Genomic DNA, 16,874 nt, shown 5'->3' on the forward strand with positions numbered 1-16,874 from the left:
CCTCTTCAAACATTGAAAAATATCTTTCGTTACACAACGCGTTTTTTTGCATTGATCCTTGTGATGGCACTTTCCGTAGGTGAAACCAAAGCACAGGTAACCGCGAAGTTTACGTCCAACATCCAATCCGGTTGCAGTCCGCAAACCGTCGTTTTCACCGATCAGTCCACAGGTCCTGTTACATCCTGGAAGTGGGATTTCGGAAACGGAAATACATCCACCCTCAAATCACCGGTAGCATCATACGGAACCCCCGGGAAGTATACGGTAACCCTGATCGTGTCTGATGGAACAAATAAGGATACGATTATTAAAGTGAATTATATCACCATTTTCAAAAACCCGGATCCGTATCTCAGCATTGATGGCGGCCCGAACGGATGTTCACCTTTCAACGCACATTTCAATGATTCCGTTATTCTTGGCGATGCACCCATCACCACCTGGATATGGGATTATGGTGATGGCAATGTTGACAATGGTACCAACCCCAACCCCATCCATACATACAACAGCACCGGTACATTCCCGGTTTCCCTTCAGGTGGTGGATGCCAACGGTTGCAGCAAAACCATCCTTTTGAATAATTATGTGACCGTAACAGAAGGCCCCACCGCAACCTTCACGGCCGATAAGACCATCGGATGCAGCCCGCCGTTGGTGGTCAAGTTCACCAACAATTCAACCGGGACGGGCCTGACCTACGTCTGGAACTTCGGAGATGGAGGTACATCCACGGCAACCAATCCCAATCATACCTATACCAATACGGGTACCTATACGGTGAAGCTATACGTCACCAACAACAAGGGATGTACGGACAGCCTGATCAGAACCAATTATATTACGATCAACGACCCCATTGCGGATTTTACATTCATCGATACCGCCTGCGTGAACCAGAACGTTGCATTCACCAACGGATCTTCAGGGGCAACCAACTACCTGTGGAACTTCGGAGATGGCGGAACTACCGCAGCAGTAAATCCCAATCATACCTATACCGGCACGGGCACCTATACCGTAACGCTGATCGCCAAGGATCCGACAGGAACCTGTCAGGATACAGTTACCAAAGTGATTGAGATCATTGATCTGGCTGCTGCGTTCAGTGTGGATCCGGCATACGGTTGCCAGGTGCCGCATACGGTTGATTTCACCGACCTGACCATCGGCGGTGTGAAGTGGTCATGGAATTTCGGCGACGGAGGAACTTCCACCCAGCAAAATCCTTCACATACCTACGCCAATAAAGGAAGTTATACGGTTACGCTGACGGTAACCACCGCATCCGGTTGCAAAGACGTGGTTACCATACCTGCTGCAGTGGTCATCAATCCGATGACGGTAAATTTTGTTGCTGATACCATCGAAGGTTGTGCACCGCTCAAGGTTGATTTCACCGACCTGACATTGTCCGACTCCACCATCACAAACTGGTATTGGGATTTCGGTGATGGGAATACTTCCACCCAGCAAAATCCGACCAATATCTACGTGAACGATACCGATTATACCGTGAAACTGGTGGTAGTGAACGAGCTCGGATGTACCGATAGCATTACACACGTGATCGAAGTAGGTACCAAAATCCCACCCAATTTCACCGTGGATGAAGATACCGTATGTGCCCAGCCCGGCGCCGTTTTCACCGACCTGACCGGTGATCCCAGGATTGATAAATGGGAATATATCGACTTCGGAGATGGAGGGTCAGACAACCAGCAGAACCCTACACACATGTATCAGGATACCGGCTGGATGGATGTGACCCTGGTGCTCACATACAATGGCTGTAAAGATACATTGGAGATCGATAGCATGTTGTATGTAAACGGCCCTATCTGGCATTTCAGCGCACCGGCCGATTGCGACAATCCGTTTACCTATCAGTTCACAGCCGATGAAAAAGATGCACAACGCTGGTATTGGGATTTCGGTGACGGCAGCGCCATTGATTCGGTGAATAAGAACCCCTTGCATGTTTTTCCGGCCCGGGGCACCTACAATGTATCGGTGACAGCGTACAACGATTCCACCGGATGTATGTGGGTGGAACCGGGGGTCATCAATGTAACCGTTCCTGATGCGGTGATCACCAATGATACGGTGGCTGGATGTTGGCCACTGAATCAGAATTTCAACAGTTCAGGTAGCCAGGATGCCAGCACGTATAACTGGTCATTTGGAAACGGTTCCAGTTCGTCTGCAGCCAATCCCACGTACAAATACACCACCCCCGGAGTGTATCCGGTCCGCCTGATCGTGAAGGATATTCATAACTGCCCTGATACCGCGTACGGACAAGTGCATGTGGTCCGGCCGGATGCCGACTTCGCAGTGGATTCTATACAGGGTTGTGTTCCGTTACCCGTGAATTTCACCGATGGTTCCTATTCCGACAGCACCGTCGTGTCCTGGTTGTGGAATTTTGGTGACGGTGGTACTTCAAGTCAGCAAGATCCGACACACGTGTTCACCACCAACGGAAAGAAAACCGTGACGCTGATCGTGACGGATAAAATAGGATGTAAGGATACCGTGGTGCGCAGCAACTATATCAATTCCAAACAGCCGATTCCCATTTTCAATGTGACCGACCGCCAATTGTGTAGTGGTGATAGTGTGACGTTCCAGGATGCTACTACGGGAACCCAACCCTTTACCTATTACTGGGATTTCGGTGATGGTTCCACCTCCTCTCAGCCGAACCCGGGGCATGTCTTCGCCGATACGGGTTATTTCCACGTGGAACTGACCATCACGGATGCGGACGGATGCGATTCCACCATCACCAAAACCGATTACATCCATGTACAAGGCATTCCGATCTCATTGATCTCAAGCAACAAGACGGTTACCGATTGCTACCCTGAACAAATCGACTTCCGTGATTCTTCCATTTCCAACTACATCAACCAGTGGCAATGGGATTTCGGTGACGGCAGTATTTCAGTGCTTCAGGACCCTGTACATAATTATACACAGCCAGGCACGTACGATGTCAGCCTCATTGTGACCACCACCTATGGGTGTACCGATACGTTGGTGATCCCACAATACATCACGGTTACCGGTCCGTTTGCCCTGTTCCACCTGTCACCCGATACCATTTGCCTGGGTGAGGCCGCCACGTTCGTGATCGATAGTACACTGGATGTGGATTCATGGAGCTGGGATTTCGGGGATGGTCTGGTGTTGCCGGGAACCGGGGATACCATCACGCACATTTATGACCAGAAAACCGGACTCATTTACCCGAAAATGATCTACCAGTCTGTTTCCGGTTGCGTTCAATATGCCGAAGACACCATATTCATACACCAGGTGATGTCCGGGTTCAGTGTCAGCGATACGGCATCCTGTCTACCGCTTATCACCACTTTCACCAATTCCTCGATCGGACATGACGTATGGATGTGGGATTTTGGTGACGGCAGCACATCCTCCCAGAACAACCCCACCCATACCTATAACCAGGAAGGCGACTACGATGTGAGCCTGATCATCAGCAATTCGGCTACCGGTTGCACGGACACCATGGTGCAGGTTGTTCATGCCTATCTCAAACCCATCATTACCATTGATTATGATTCGGTGGCTTGTGAAGGAAGCAATTTCCAGATGACGGCAACCGGTGGTATTACATACATATGGACGCCTTCCGATTACCTGAGCGATACATCCATTGCCAATCCGTGGGTACTCAGCCTGCCGGACGACATCACCTATCAGGTGGTTGTCATCGATGACCATAACTGTATCGATTCCACCAGCATTGATGTCCGCGTACAGCACAAGCCCGTTGTTACCCTTCCCAATGATACGGCGATCATTATCGGTGAACTCATTGACAACATTGATGCGTTCGGAGGAAACGGATTCACATACCAATGGACACCTACCACCTGGTTGACATGCAGTACTTGTCCGAATCCTGAAGCCAAACCGCTGAAGTCGATTTGCTATACGGTGCTGGTAACCGATTCCAGTTCCTGTTTCATGGTGACAGATTCCATGTGTATCGATGTGATCGATGAATACAGCCTGGATGTACCCAAAGCTTTCACGCCCAACGGTGACGGCAACAACGATGTGGTGTACGTGAAAGGATGGGGCATTGAAGAACTGCTGACGTTTAAAATATTCAACCGCTGGGGCGAGTTGGTTTTTGAAAGTCACGATGTCAACGACGGTTGGGATGGAACCTACAAAGGGAAACCACAGAACCCCGATACCTATGTATTCCTGGTGACAGGAAGGTATTACAGTGGAGATGTGAAGTCCCTCAAAGGGTACATCACCCTGCTGCGTTAGTGAGACAGATGCTATGGATTCCAAACAGCTGATCGAAGAGATCCGCGAACTCGCGGATCACTTGAAAAAACAAACCAGGCATATCCAGGAAGTGGATAGCCTGGGACCGCAAGACCTGGACACGCTGTTAAGTATTTCCGGAGAATTGTATGAAAAGATGGCCATCCTGAAATTTCTACGGGGTGGTTACGATGCGGTTTCCTCCGTATCCGATGATGTGGAAGAGGAAGAAAAAGTGGCGGTGACTGAAAAGAAACCGGAAGTTGCCGTGCCGGACAAGCCGCACGGCTACGGAATCATGGAACCTACCACGCCATCTTCATCCAACAATAAAGCAAACTCCGAAGAAGCGACGGCCATACCACCTGTGCGGAACACACCCAAAACGGATACACAACCCGCCGAACCCGTTGAGCAAGAAGCGGAGGAAGCTCCCAAGACCCAGGGTGATCTGTTTACCGGCACGGAAAAAACAGAAAAACCGACCAAAGAGAAAAAGGGCGGCAAGACCATCCTTGATAATATGATGGGCAATGAAAAAGAAGTGCTGGCATCCAACCTGGGTCGCAAAACCATCAGGGACCTGAAGTCGGCCATCGGCATTCACGATCGATTCCGTTTCATCAATGACCTGTTCGGTGGAAACATGGATGAGTATGAAGGTGCGGTGGAATCGCTCACGGCCATCGAAAGCCTGGAAGCGGCACATTCATACCTGAAGCCTTTCAAGGAGAAATACCAGTGGGGTGGCAAGGAAAGTGCCGAAGAGTTTTTTGATCTTGTAGACCGCAGGTTCAAGGGGTAACCCAACCTGTATCCATACAGAAAAGCGTCCTGCACATGCGGGACGCTTTTTTTATTTCAACCTGGCAACTGCAACTCTTCTATACGTGGAAGTCCATCGTCTGTCCACATTTTTTTAGCTATGCCGTTGTAGTATTTGCCACAAGGCACAAAGACACTATGTCTGATAAAAAAGGTAGATGAATTGCTTCATATATCTTCGTGTCTTCGTGTCCTTGTGGCATTCTTTTTAAAGGGCTTTGCCTTCATAAACAAAGGTGATCTTTCACCGAAGGCCGATTTTTTTAATTGATGTCGTTGTTGTTGCGGATCAGGTGCACCCAACCGTGGCGGGTGTTGTTTTCATCGGGTCCCGGCGTCAGCGGATCATTCAGGTATAGGATCCAATAGTAAACGCCTTCATTCAGCCGGTTGAGGGACTTCCAGTGCCGCCCGTCCCAGTCGTTATGATAGTTCTGGCTTTCCCACACTTTCTCTCCCCACCTGTTGAACACCAGCAACCGGCTTCCGGGAAAGTACTCGATCCCATCGATCACGAAGTTGTCGTTTGGTCCTTCGTGGTTCGGTGTGAATACGTTCGGAATGGTGATGTCGCAAAGCCTTCCGTTAATGAGTACCTGTGCACTGTCGGCACAGCCCGTGGAGTCGGTGGCGATTACGGTGTAGGTGACCGGTTCTGTTAATCCCGATACCGTCGGATTCGACAAGGTGGGGTCATCCAGGTTCGGCGCCGGATACCACAGGTAGGAGAAGTTGCCCATGCCGCCGGTGGCAACAGGGGTTCCGCCCAGCTTGTAGGATTCGTTTGTGCAAAGGTCTTTGGTCAGCCCGGCATCCACCATGATCTGCGGCGGTTCGCTGATAGACAGGGTGCGGGTGGTGTCACATCCCGTTTCGGTTTCGGTGATGGTAACTGTGTAACTGGCAGGCGACAGGTTGAAAATGCTTTTGGTGGTGGCGCCTGTAGACCACACGTAGGAGAATAGGGAATCGGCACATACCAGCGCCGTGGCGCTGCCGTCGTCAGAGCCGAAGCAGCTGGCATCCGTGGTACGGACCACGTTCTCGATGTCAAGACAAGGCGGATCGGGTACACATCCGTTTCCGCAATTGTAGATCGGGCAGATGTACACCTTTCCGCAGGCGCTCGGCTTCAGGTCAAAACAGTGGGTGTAAATATCTCCCGGCGTAAGCAGGTTGCAGTTGACACCGCCTACCAGGGCGTTAGCTACCTTGTCGCAATCCGGATAATGCCACGTGCCCTCTTCCTCGCATTCCCGTATGCCGTCTCCCCCGATGTCAAAGTAGTTGGTCACCTGAAAACAACCACCCGATGTACCGGTTGAACCGCCTGTGGCATTTTGGTTGATGGAATTGGATATCACCGTTGTGTTTTGAAAACCTGCGTAGAAGCCTCCGTTAATGCTGCTTCCTCCCGAACAATTTTCATATGAGATGAGCAGGCTGAACTGTTCAAAGGTGGCGTTCGGATCACCTGCCTTGAACGCGAAGCACAGCACGGCAGGCAAAGCACTTTGATCAATTTCATAGCACCATCCGTTCGCCTGGGCATCTGCGTATGTTACGGGGGTATTGGTCGGGTTGATGAAGTAGGTGCCGAACGGCCCTGCGCAGTCCTCTTTGTGACATTCCAGGGATTGTCCGCAGAACGGATCGGGGTCAATGGTCACCACGCTGGTCGCGGAAGATGAACGCCCCTGGTTGTCGGTAACGGTGATGCTGTAGTAGCTGTCGCCGGGCGGACAAACATTGGTGGATGTTCCCGAACCCAGTCCGTCACTCCATGCATAAGTCAACGGGGGTTCGCCGCCTTTCACAACGGGTTTCAGGTCGAAGCATTCACCTGCGCAAACCAGGTTGCTGTCGAGTGTAACGGTGGGTGCACAGATGGTACCTGTAGAAACAATGTTGTCAAGCCGGATACCTGCGCCGCCGCCGCCGAAAAAGTTGCTGTTGCATCCGGTGCAAAGCACCTTGAAGACCAGGTAGTCGCAGGACGACGGTGCGGTGAAATTCACCGTGTAGGTTTGCCAGTTGTAATGGTTGATGAGGGGAGACGTCCACAGCAGGGTGGAAGGATTGCACGCATCGCTTCCGCAATACACCTCCAGGTAACCTGAGTTGGTGTAATAGGCGGAAGCAGCGGTATCTGCTGACCTCAGATCAATGGTAAAACTGATGTTGTCGCCGGCTGTCATCGGACAAATGAGCTGCTGCCCGATATTGAGGTCTGTGAAGTTGCCGTTGCCGAAGGTGTCATACGTGCCGATTTCAACATGCTTGCCTCCGGTGGAACCTCCTGTGTTGTATACATCAATGTTGCCGCAGGCTTCCCAATCCGGAGGTATTGCATTGCCTCCGTCGAACGACGGGTTGCTGATATAGACCTGACCCATACAGGGCGATCCGGAAATGACGGTCAATACCGCCATGAAGAACGTGAATTGTTTCATGACACCAAGCTTTAGGGCCATGCTCATATCCGCGGAGGACGCGGATACGGCACGGTACGAATTGCACACCCCGGTGACGGACGACAGTCACCGGATAACACACATACCTGGTGCGGGTCAGTCGCTGATCCGCACCAAAAAATCATTTACTAAAACCAAAGAATTAATCCCCGAACTTACCACAACCTTCCAAACACAGACAACAGGGGGTTAATACACTACACGGGTCCAAATGTAGGTCATGTCTGTGATTAAGGCAAGTTTTTTTTCACAAGGATGCAAGATGAAAGCGCCTTTATGCGTGAAAAAAGCCCTTGTTCGATTAAAAATTAAAGGATGCTTACTTTTTCAATACGATGCGGAAGGTGCTTCCTTTGCCGCTGTCGGATTGTTTCACAAAGATTTTTCCTTTGTGGTAATTCTCAATGATTCGCTTGGAGAGGGAAAGCCCGAGTCCCCACCCGGTTTTCTTGGTGGTGAATCCTGGCTGAAAGACCGACTTGTATTGTGATTTTGGGATGCCTTTGCCCGTATCCGACACGTCGATGTATACATATTGCAGCTGGTCGGTGACGGTGATGTTCAGTTTCCCTTCGCCACTCATGGCATCTACGGCATTGCGGATCAGGTTTTCCACCACCCATTCGAAAAGGGGTGCATTGATCGGTGCATGAACCGCCTCTTCTTTGCTGTGGATATCAAAGGATACCTTCCTGGGCGACCGGCTTTGCATATAGGTCATCGTATTCCGCAGTACTTCCATCAGGTTGGTGCGGTCCAGTTTGGGGATGGCACCGATCTTTGAAAATCTTTCGGTGATGGTTTCCAGGCGGCTGACATCTTTCTGAAGTTCGGCCGTGGTGCTGTCATCCACCCCTTTCAGTTTCAACAGTTCAAGCCATGCAACCAGGGAAGATAACGGCGTGCCCAGTTGATGTGCCGTTTCTTTCGCCATGCCGATCCACACCTGGTTCTGCTCCGCTTTGCGTGAAGAACTGAACGCAAAATAAGACACCACGATGAAGAGTGAAATAACCGCCAGCTGTACCAGGGGGTAATACTTCAATTGCATGAGGATGGTGGAGTTCCGGTAGTACACGTAGTTCTTGCCTTTGATGAGGTCCACCTCAATCGGCGGGTGTTCTTCCTTCATCACCTCGATCATGTGTTTCAGGTACGCCGGGTCCTGTGCCCGCACCGAGTCGAGGTTCCGCCATGAGTTCACATTGCCTTCTTCATCGGTGAGGATAACCGGAACGGTTTCGTTGTTCTGGATTACATCGAACAGGATGCTGATATCTCCGGCATCGTCGCTGGTATCAGCAATTTTTCGCGTGCCCTGTGCCCACAATTCCACCTTCTTTCTCTCCTGGTCAGCCAGTTTGCCGATCAGGCTGTTGGTGTACCACAGGGATGACAAACCGATGCAAACCGCCGTGATAAGCAGTAGCAGCTTCCATTGTTGTTTGCGCGTGTAAATGTTCAAGGTGATGGCTCTAGTCGTAGGCCGGTAAATTTAATCAAATCCGCGACTGGCAGGGCATATGATTTTTACGGATGTGCGGATTGGTATTTGAGGAAGGCATTCCTGACCTATTCCCATTCGATCTCGAATTCCTTCTTTTCCTTCTTGGGCGGGGTTTTCGGAATGGTATCCTTGTGAAGAAAACGGAACTCATCGTGCAAGATGCTCTTCAGGTTTTGTTTTTCCTTTTTCAGATCCTCCCGGATCTTTTCCCTCACACCTTGCTGATCGTATTTGATCTCCGGATTGTCAGCCGTACCGGTCATGCTGATGTATAAACTGGTTCTGCCGAGACCGTCATCCTCCACCACCCCGTATTCGTCATTTTCCTTTTTCGCTTTTCTGGCTTTGCGTGACAGCAGGTCACTCAACCGTACCCGGAAGTGATAATCGATTTTGTTATCAAATGTATGGCTACCGGATGCACTTACATTCAAGGCCGATGATTTGATGTCCATCAAGGGAATGAAAACGGTTTGGTCGTGGATGTCCACTTCGTTCTCAAGGGTTGAAAAGCGGATGTGTTCCAGTTCGGATACCTTGATGAAGCGCGACAGTGACAGCATCGGTTTGAAGTCGATCAGTTCCCCGTTTTCCACTTTTACCGAACCGTGCGCCCGCAGTTTGGCCGGATCCAGATCCAGGTGATCCGACCAGGTGGACTGCATGGACACGCGGGCCGACATTTTGCCCTGGAGGTGTTCGTCACGCAGCAGGTCCTGTCCGAAATTTTCAGCCTGGTAGAAAAGGTACTTTACCTGGATGTTCCTGATGCTGGACTGCACATCGGCATCCACATGGTCGCGCGAACGGTTGTCGGCCGAACCGCTGAGTTCTATGGTTCCTCCCATCGTCTGCATCGATAGCAGGTCTGCATAAAGCACACGGTTTTCCATGCGCAACTTGCCGTTTACATTTGCAGCTTTGAACCTTCTGAATACCACTTCTCCGATGTTCATGTCCACGTTCATGTTCACGTGATCGGGTAGGGCGAAGAGGTAAGGTGTGGCGGCTTTGGACACATCCGATTTCAGCAGGTCGTTCAGGTCGGCAAGCGGACTGGTCACCCGGCCTTCAATGTTCAGATCCTGGTCGGGATACAGCACGTAACCCATGAAATTCCGCAGTACGCCGTTCATGTCAATCCGTGTGTTGTTGAGCATGGCATGCAGGCTGTCAACCGACAGGTCGGGGTTGCGGAGTATGAGTTTGCCGTTTACATCGCTCAACGTATGTTTGCTTCCCTTGAGGCTCAACGCCACATTTTGTAGGGATGCGGTGCCCAGTAAAACCACTTGTTTCCATTCATCGGGAGACATGTTGTGGGGAGAATTGATGGGGCCGTTGTAATTGAGGTGAATGCCGGCATGTCCGTGGAGTGATTCCACCGTGTCCATCCGGATGAGCACCGGGAGGTGGCTCAGGTCAAGGGCGCCTTCCACCGTGCATTGAAGGTGTGGTTGTTCGAAGTTCTCGATCACACCCCTGCCTGTTAGTGCATCGCCTTCGAGGGAGGCTCTTACCGATTTGAAGAACACGTTGTTTGCCGGACCTCCTTCAGCCATGTAAGCCAGGGTGCCCTCCACCTGCAGGTTGCTGAGTCGCACCGGTGACCCTGTCAGCGCCAGGGTGCCTTCCTTCATCATATATTCCGCATCCAACCTCAGGTTCTGGCCTTTGCCCAACCTGCCGGCAAGATTGAAATGAACATCAACCAAGCCATCTGTCTCATAGCCGTTGAATACGTTCTGTACTTGTACCGGCAGGCTCTTCAGCAACGCATTCCAGGGGAGGTCGGTGCCTTTCCCGGTGGCTTCCAGTTTGGGTGTATGCCCTTCCTTGTCGGTGTACGTCACCTGTATGTCCTGCCATTCCAACTCATCTACTTTCAACTTGCCACGTTTGAATGTATACACTTCCTGGTTCCTGACGTCCAGGCCGGTGTTGATGGAGATGTCTCTGTCCCTGAGAATATGCGTGGTATCCGAATACATGTCGTTGAGAAACAGATCACATTTCAAGTGGGCGGTGTACCCGTTGTTGGAGACTTGTCCGCTCACGGTACTTTCGTCCACGTGGAACATCATGCCGAAGGCGCTTGGAGCATGGGTATATTCAAATCGCAGGCCCGATAGGTTCACCTGTTTCAGATCAATCGTGAAAGCATTGTCGGAAGAGGTGGTGTCGTCTTTCCAGAAATGATAGTTGACGGTTCCATCGGATCGCACGCGGAGTTTCACCACGCCGGTTTCCGCACTTACCTTTTTCAGGGTGTAATGTTCGCTGAACAGGTCGAACAGGTTGAATTGCAGAAACAGTTTGTGGGCGTAAAGCAGCGAATCTTTCTTTTGGCCGGAGGTGGCATCTTTTGCCAGTATATCGGTGAAGCGCAAAGAAGCGTATGGGAATTTTTCGAGGAGGGTGAGGTCGATGTCTTTTACTTCGATCTCCGTGGTCAGGTGCTGGTTGAGTTCGTTCAACACCAACTTCTTCACGTCATCTTCATATACCACCGCCAGGATCCATGCCACAAGGATGAGCAGCAGAACAACAATGCCGGTAATGGCGGTTATGCGCTTCAATACCTTCATAGGATCAACTCTTCGTCCTCCTTTTTTCAAATTTCCTAAGAATATCTACGCTCAAGCTGGGTATCCCGGATGAGTTTTGAACATGCCCACCTGAACAACGCCGGGGAAGAACGGCTTATTGGTGAACCGGTTGGGATGAGGTGATGGATTGTTTCCGTGTTTTGCTATATTTGGAAGGCATGGTTGTTCGTTGATCGTTGATCGTTATTGGTTTTCGTTTTTCGTCATGTTGGCGAAAGGCGGATTGTCAATGCATGGTGGGCAAGCGACCAGAAACTACAAACCAGAAACTAGAAACTACAAACCCCTATTGTTATGAAAAAATCGGGCCTGTTGCTGATCGGATGTTGCCTGGCATATACTGCCGGCTTTGCCCTGAACCCGTCGCGCACCTATAGCGTGACCCCTGATGAATATGGCATCGAATATGAAACGGTGAAAATCCCAACCGACGATAAGCTGACATTGAACGGATGGTGGTTCAAACCGGCTGAGGAATCCACCAAATGTGTCATCGTCAGCGACGACGGCGACGGCAACATGGCGGATAACCTCGAGATCATTTCACAATTCCTGACCCTGGGATACCACGTACTGGCCTATGATTACCGCGGCTACGGAGAAAGCGATGAGTTCGCCATCAAGAATGATTTCTTTACCTACCACCAGTTTTCCAAAGACCTCGACGCCGCCATCGGCTGGGTGAAGAAGTACCACGCCACCCTGTACACGGTTGACCTGTATGGCATCGGCATCGGCGCCGGACTTTCCATCGGCGTGGGCGCTAACAACACCAAGATCAAACGCATCATCGCTGACGGAACCTACGTGTCTTTCCAGAAGCAAAAGGACAAGGTGAAACAGGTGGAAGGCAAAGACCTGAAGCTGCCCATCGGTTACAACAAGTATGTGATGGAACCCGAATATGCAGTGGCCGAAAAAGGCATCCACCTGCGTGGCATCCTTTACATCGTGGGTGAGAATGACCCGATCGACGGGCCGGATGAACTTAAAGACCTCGTGAAAGCGAAGAAGAAAGAATCGGTGCTGTACGTGGTGCCGGGTGTCACCAATCAGCAAACGTTCACCTCGAACAAAAGCGGATACTTCGACCAGGTGAAGGATTTCCTGGAAAAGTACACGAAATAGATCCATGCTGCGTGCATAAGAAAAGGAGGTCCTGTTCGACCTCCTTTTTTTGTTGACAGGCCTTGTTCACCCACGAAGGTTTTTTGTAACAAAGGCCCGCCAACCCCTTATCTTTTGCTATTTTTACCTTCTTGTATGATCCCGCAATCCACCATCGACCAGATCCTGGAAGCCGCCCGCATTGAAGAGGTGGTGGGTGATTATGTTTCCCTGAAGAAACGCGGAACCAACCTCATCGGCCTTTGCCCGTTCCACGACGAGAAAACACCCTCATTCAATGTGTCGCCTACCAAAGGCATTTACAAGTGTTTCGGATGCGGGAAAGCGGGTACCTCCGTGAACTTCCTGATGGACCATGAGCACCTGTCGTTCCCCGAAGCTGTTCGTTTCCTTGGAAAGAAATACGGCATCGAAGTGGCGGAGGAGGAACAAACCGATGAGCAGAAAGAGGCCGATCGCACCCGCGAGAGCCTGTACATCGTGTCCGGATTCGCACAACGCTTCTTCACCGAAACCCTGCATGAGACCGATGAAGGAAAAGCCATCGGGCTGACCTACCTCCGTCAAAGAGGTGTTAGCCCTGACATGATGGAGCGCTTCCTGATCGGTTTCGCCCCCGACAAGTGGGACGGATTGCTGAAGGCCGCCACTGATCAGGGCTACAACCCCGAGTTTCTGGACCAGACCGGACTTACGCTTTCCGGTGAAGACGGCCGGCGACACGATCGCTTCCGGGGGCGTGTGATGTTTCCCATCCGCAACCTCTCCGGCCGCGTGATCGGGTTCGGCGGACGTACCCTTCGTACCGATAAGAAAACAGCCAAATACATCAACTCTCCGGAGAGTGAGATCTACCACAAAAGCAATGTACTCTACGGTTTGTTCGAAGCCAGGAAAGCCATTGTTGATGAAGACAGCTGCTACCTGGTGGAAGGGTACACCGATGTGATTTCCCTGCACCAGGCCGGCGTGGAAAACGTGGTGGCCTCTTCCGGAACCTCCCTCACCGAAGGACAGATCCGGTTGATCCGTCGCTATACCCCCAACATCGTGATCCTGTACGATGGTGATGCCGCCGGTATCAAAGCGTCGTTCCGCGGGCTCGACCTCATCCTACAGGAAGGCATGAATGTGAAGGTGGTGCTTTTCCCCGATGGAGAAGACCCCGACTCGTTTTCCAAAAAACATCCCGGTGATGAGGTGCGAACCTTCATCCGCGACAACAGCAAAGATTTCATCTCCTTCAAAACAGGCCTCCTCTGGGAAGAAGCCAAAGGCGACCCGATCAAAAAGGCCGGACTCATCAAAGACATCGTACGCACCATCGCCCTTATCCCCGATGCCATCGTGAGGTCGGTCTACGTGAAAGAGTGTGCTGGCATCCTCGACGTGGAGGAACAAGCCCTGGTGAGTGAGTTGAACAAACTCCGCCGCGACAAGGGCCGCCAGAAATACAAACGATCGGAAGAGGCACCGTGGCCGGAAGAAGACGAATATACCGAACGTACCCCCGACAACAGGGTGCATTCCCTTGAGCCGCCGGTGCAGGATACCGGCATGTACCAGGAGCGTGAACTGATCCGTTTGCTGCTTCAATACGGTGGTAACGAGATCCTGATAGAGAAGTCAACCGAGGAAGAACAACCGGCCGACAACAAGCCGGAAATGGTGCCGATGACGGTAGCCAATTTCATGATCGGTGAGTTGCAGGCCGATGGCATCAGCCTGCGCCATGAAGGGTATGGCAGGATATTTGACGAGATCTGTCGCCTTGTATCCGATGGTGAGGTCCCGGATGAGAAGCAGTTTTTCCGCCACGCGGATCCGACTGTTTCTGCCACCGCCATAGACCTGCTGAGCTCCCGGTATGTACTGAGCGAAAACTGGGAGAAACGGGGCATCAATGTGGAAACCGAAGAAATGGTGTTGAAGAAATCGGTGTACAAGGTCATATACAGCCTGAAACAAAACCATGTGATGGACATGATCCACCAGAACCAGGAGAAACTGAAACAGGATTTGTCCGATGCCGAACTGGCCGAAGTAATGTCCATGCAAAACCTGCTCAACCTGGCGAAGGTGCAGATCGCCTCCCAACTGGAAAGGGTGATCCTGAAGTAACGTGATGTCATGCGCTTCCACTTGTCTTTACATCCCTCAAAGTTTATGACCCGCACCCGGTTGCTGGTTGCTGTGATGGCTTTGTGTCTGGCCTCAGCGGTACATGCACAGACCGATTCCACCCGCATCGAACAAAACGTAGGGTATACCACGGAAGCGCTCTACGCAGCCTATCCCGATAGCATGGTCAGGCCCGATACAACCCTCGGTTCTTTTCAAAGGTATGATCCCTTGTATCACAGTGGTTCTTTCTACGGTCACCTCGGCCAGGTGGGCAGTCCGGTGTACAATTTGATGTTCCGGCCTTACAATGGAGTGACGTTCCTTTTGAGGGAAGATCCGTATGCTCCTTATCTCTTTACCGCCGATCGTGTGCGGTACCACCGGTTGGTGTCTCCCTATACCGATCTGTTTTATGTGCAGGGTTCCAAGCAGGAACAGGTATTGGAGGTGGTTCACAGCCAGCAGGTCATGCCCACCCTTAACATGGCGGTGCGGTTCCGGCGGATCAATGTGCCCGGCTTCTACAGCCGCCAGCAGGCCGGCCATTCATCCTTCGCTTTCAGCACATGGTACCGCGCCCGGTCGGGCAAATACTCCGCTTTCGGAGCAGCGGTGATCAACAAGGTGGTGCATCTTGAGAATGGTGGACTCACATCCGATACCATCTTCGAACAAAACCTGAATGCCAGTCGCAATGCCTACCCTGTGAACCTCGCCAGCGCAGGCAGCGGTGAACGGCACAACGGATTTCGGATCAAACAGGTGGTGCACTTCAAGGGAACCCCGGACTCGGTTCGTGCGGAGAACACCTGTTGCAGGTCGGATGTCTTTCATGCGTTTTCCTTTGACAAGTCTTCTTTCTGGTATTATGATGATGCACCCGCGTCCGGATATTACAACCAGGTCTTCCTTGATTCCACCCGAACCATGGATTCGGTACACGTGGAACACATGCGCAATGAATTGGGATGGGAGGTGGGCCAGGCCATGGCATTCCGTGCCACATTCAGTCATGATCAGCATACACTCCGCGGACCCTGCGGGGATACTACCCTGACAGACCTCGCCCTTCACGCACATGCGGCATGGCAGCCCGGGAAAAGCCGCGCGGAAGCATCGCTCTCTTACGGCCTTGACGGATACAATTCCGATGCCCTGCAGTTCGCCGCTTCCTTCCTGACACCCCTGAAAGGAAAATACAGCCTCCGGGTGTGGGCCGACGCCGGCCAACACCGACCTTCCTGGATGATGATACAGTATGCAGGCAACCACCAACAATGGAGGCATGTGCGGGTTGATTACAACATGGAACAACAACAGGGAGCAGGCATGCAATTCATCGGTGCACCGGGCGATACGTTGGGTATGCGCATACGGCAGGTGAACGGTTACCTGTATTATGATGCGTTTGCCATGCCTTCGCAATTGACGTCGGGTGTGACGGTGTGGGAAGCAGCTTTGCAGAAGAAAGTGAACTGGCGCAACATCAATCTGGAAGCGCAAGGTGTTTTCCAGAAGGAGGTGGGTACCGATGTGCTGCACCTCCCACAGTTTCTGCTGCGGTCATCCATCTATTATGAAAACTGGTTGTTCTCAAAAGCGCTGCTTGCCCGTATCGGCGTGGATGTAACCTACCACAGCGGATTTTATGGTCGTGCCTGGATGCCGGCAACCGGGCAGTTTTACCTGCAATGGGAACGCGAAGTGGGCGACTATCCCTACGCCGATGTGTTCATCGACCTCCGCATCAAACGGGTGAGGGCGTTTGTGATGATGCAACACATCAATGAAGGCATGCTGCCTTACACGTATTACCTGACACCTCATCATCCGATGGCAGACCGGGCCTTCAAGCTCGGACTCAACTGGCGTTTCTTCGATTGATATCCG

Annotated in this window: 8 protein-coding genes; 5 read left to right on the top strand and 3 right to left on the bottom strand. The window is 51.6% G+C overall.

Annotated elements, in window-relative coordinates; genetic code table 11:
• The first annotated feature begins 12 nt into the window (after positions 1–12).
• Together H6585_00300 and H6585_00305 are read left to right on the top strand one after the other, a co-directional pair.
• A complete protein-coding gene (locus tag H6585_00300) occupies positions 13–4,317 on the top strand; it encodes a PKD domain-containing protein (GenBank protein MCB9446765.1) in 4,305 nt (1,434 codons plus the stop codon).
• 13 nt (positions 4,318–4,330) lie between these two features.
• Positions 4,331–5,122, top strand: coding sequence for a hypothetical protein (locus tag H6585_00305; GenBank protein MCB9446766.1), 792 nt, complete (start codon positions 4,331–4,333; stop codon positions 5,120–5,122).
• Positions 5,123–5,405: 283 nt separating this feature from the next.
• On the opposite strand, the gene H6585_00310 is transcribed toward H6585_00305, so the two are convergent.
• From H6585_00310 to H6585_00320, 3 genes are all read right to left on the bottom strand, one after another.
• Positions 5,406–7,595 (bottom strand): gliding motility-associated C-terminal domain-containing protein, encoded by a 2,190-nt coding sequence (locus tag H6585_00310; GenBank protein MCB9446767.1) that lies wholly within the window; start codon positions 7,593–7,595, stop codon positions 5,406–5,408.
• A gap of 340 nt (positions 7,596–7,935) precedes the next feature.
• Positions 7,936–9,081: a HAMP domain-containing histidine kinase gene (locus H6585_00315; protein MCB9446768.1), complete on the bottom strand. Its 1,146-nt coding sequence runs from the start codon at positions 9,079–9,081 to the stop codon at positions 7,936–7,938.
• 107 nt (positions 9,082–9,188) lie between these two features.
• A complete protein-coding gene (locus H6585_00320) occupies positions 9,189–11,711 on the bottom strand; it encodes a hypothetical protein (GenBank protein ID MCB9446769.1) in 2,523 nt (840 codons plus the stop codon).
• Between the two features lie 315 nt (positions 11,712–12,026).
• On the opposite strand from H6585_00320, the gene H6585_00325 reads away from it, so the two are divergent.
• From H6585_00325 to H6585_00335, 3 genes are all read left to right on the top strand, one after another.
• Complete coding sequence (locus tag H6585_00325; protein MCB9446770.1) at positions 12,027–12,860, top strand: alpha/beta hydrolase; 834 nt, start codon at positions 12,027–12,029, stop codon at positions 12,858–12,860.
• Positions 12,861–12,995: 135 nt separating this feature from the next.
• On the top strand, positions 12,996–14,981 hold the full coding sequence (locus H6585_00330; GenBank protein ID MCB9446771.1) for a DNA primase: 1,986 nt from the start codon (positions 12,996–12,998) through the stop codon (positions 14,979–14,981).
• A gap of 45 nt (positions 14,982–15,026) precedes the next feature.
• Entirely contained in the window at positions 15,027–16,868 is a 1,842-nt protein-coding gene (locus H6585_00335) for a hypothetical protein (GenBank protein MCB9446772.1), read from the top strand.
• Positions 16,869–16,874 lie beyond the last annotated feature (6 nt).

It is taken from the genome of Flavobacteriales bacterium (genome assembly GCA_020635855.1).
In the GTDB taxonomy this organism is placed as follows: Bacteria; Bacteroidota; Bacteroidia; order JACJYZ01; family JACJYZ01; genus JACJYZ01.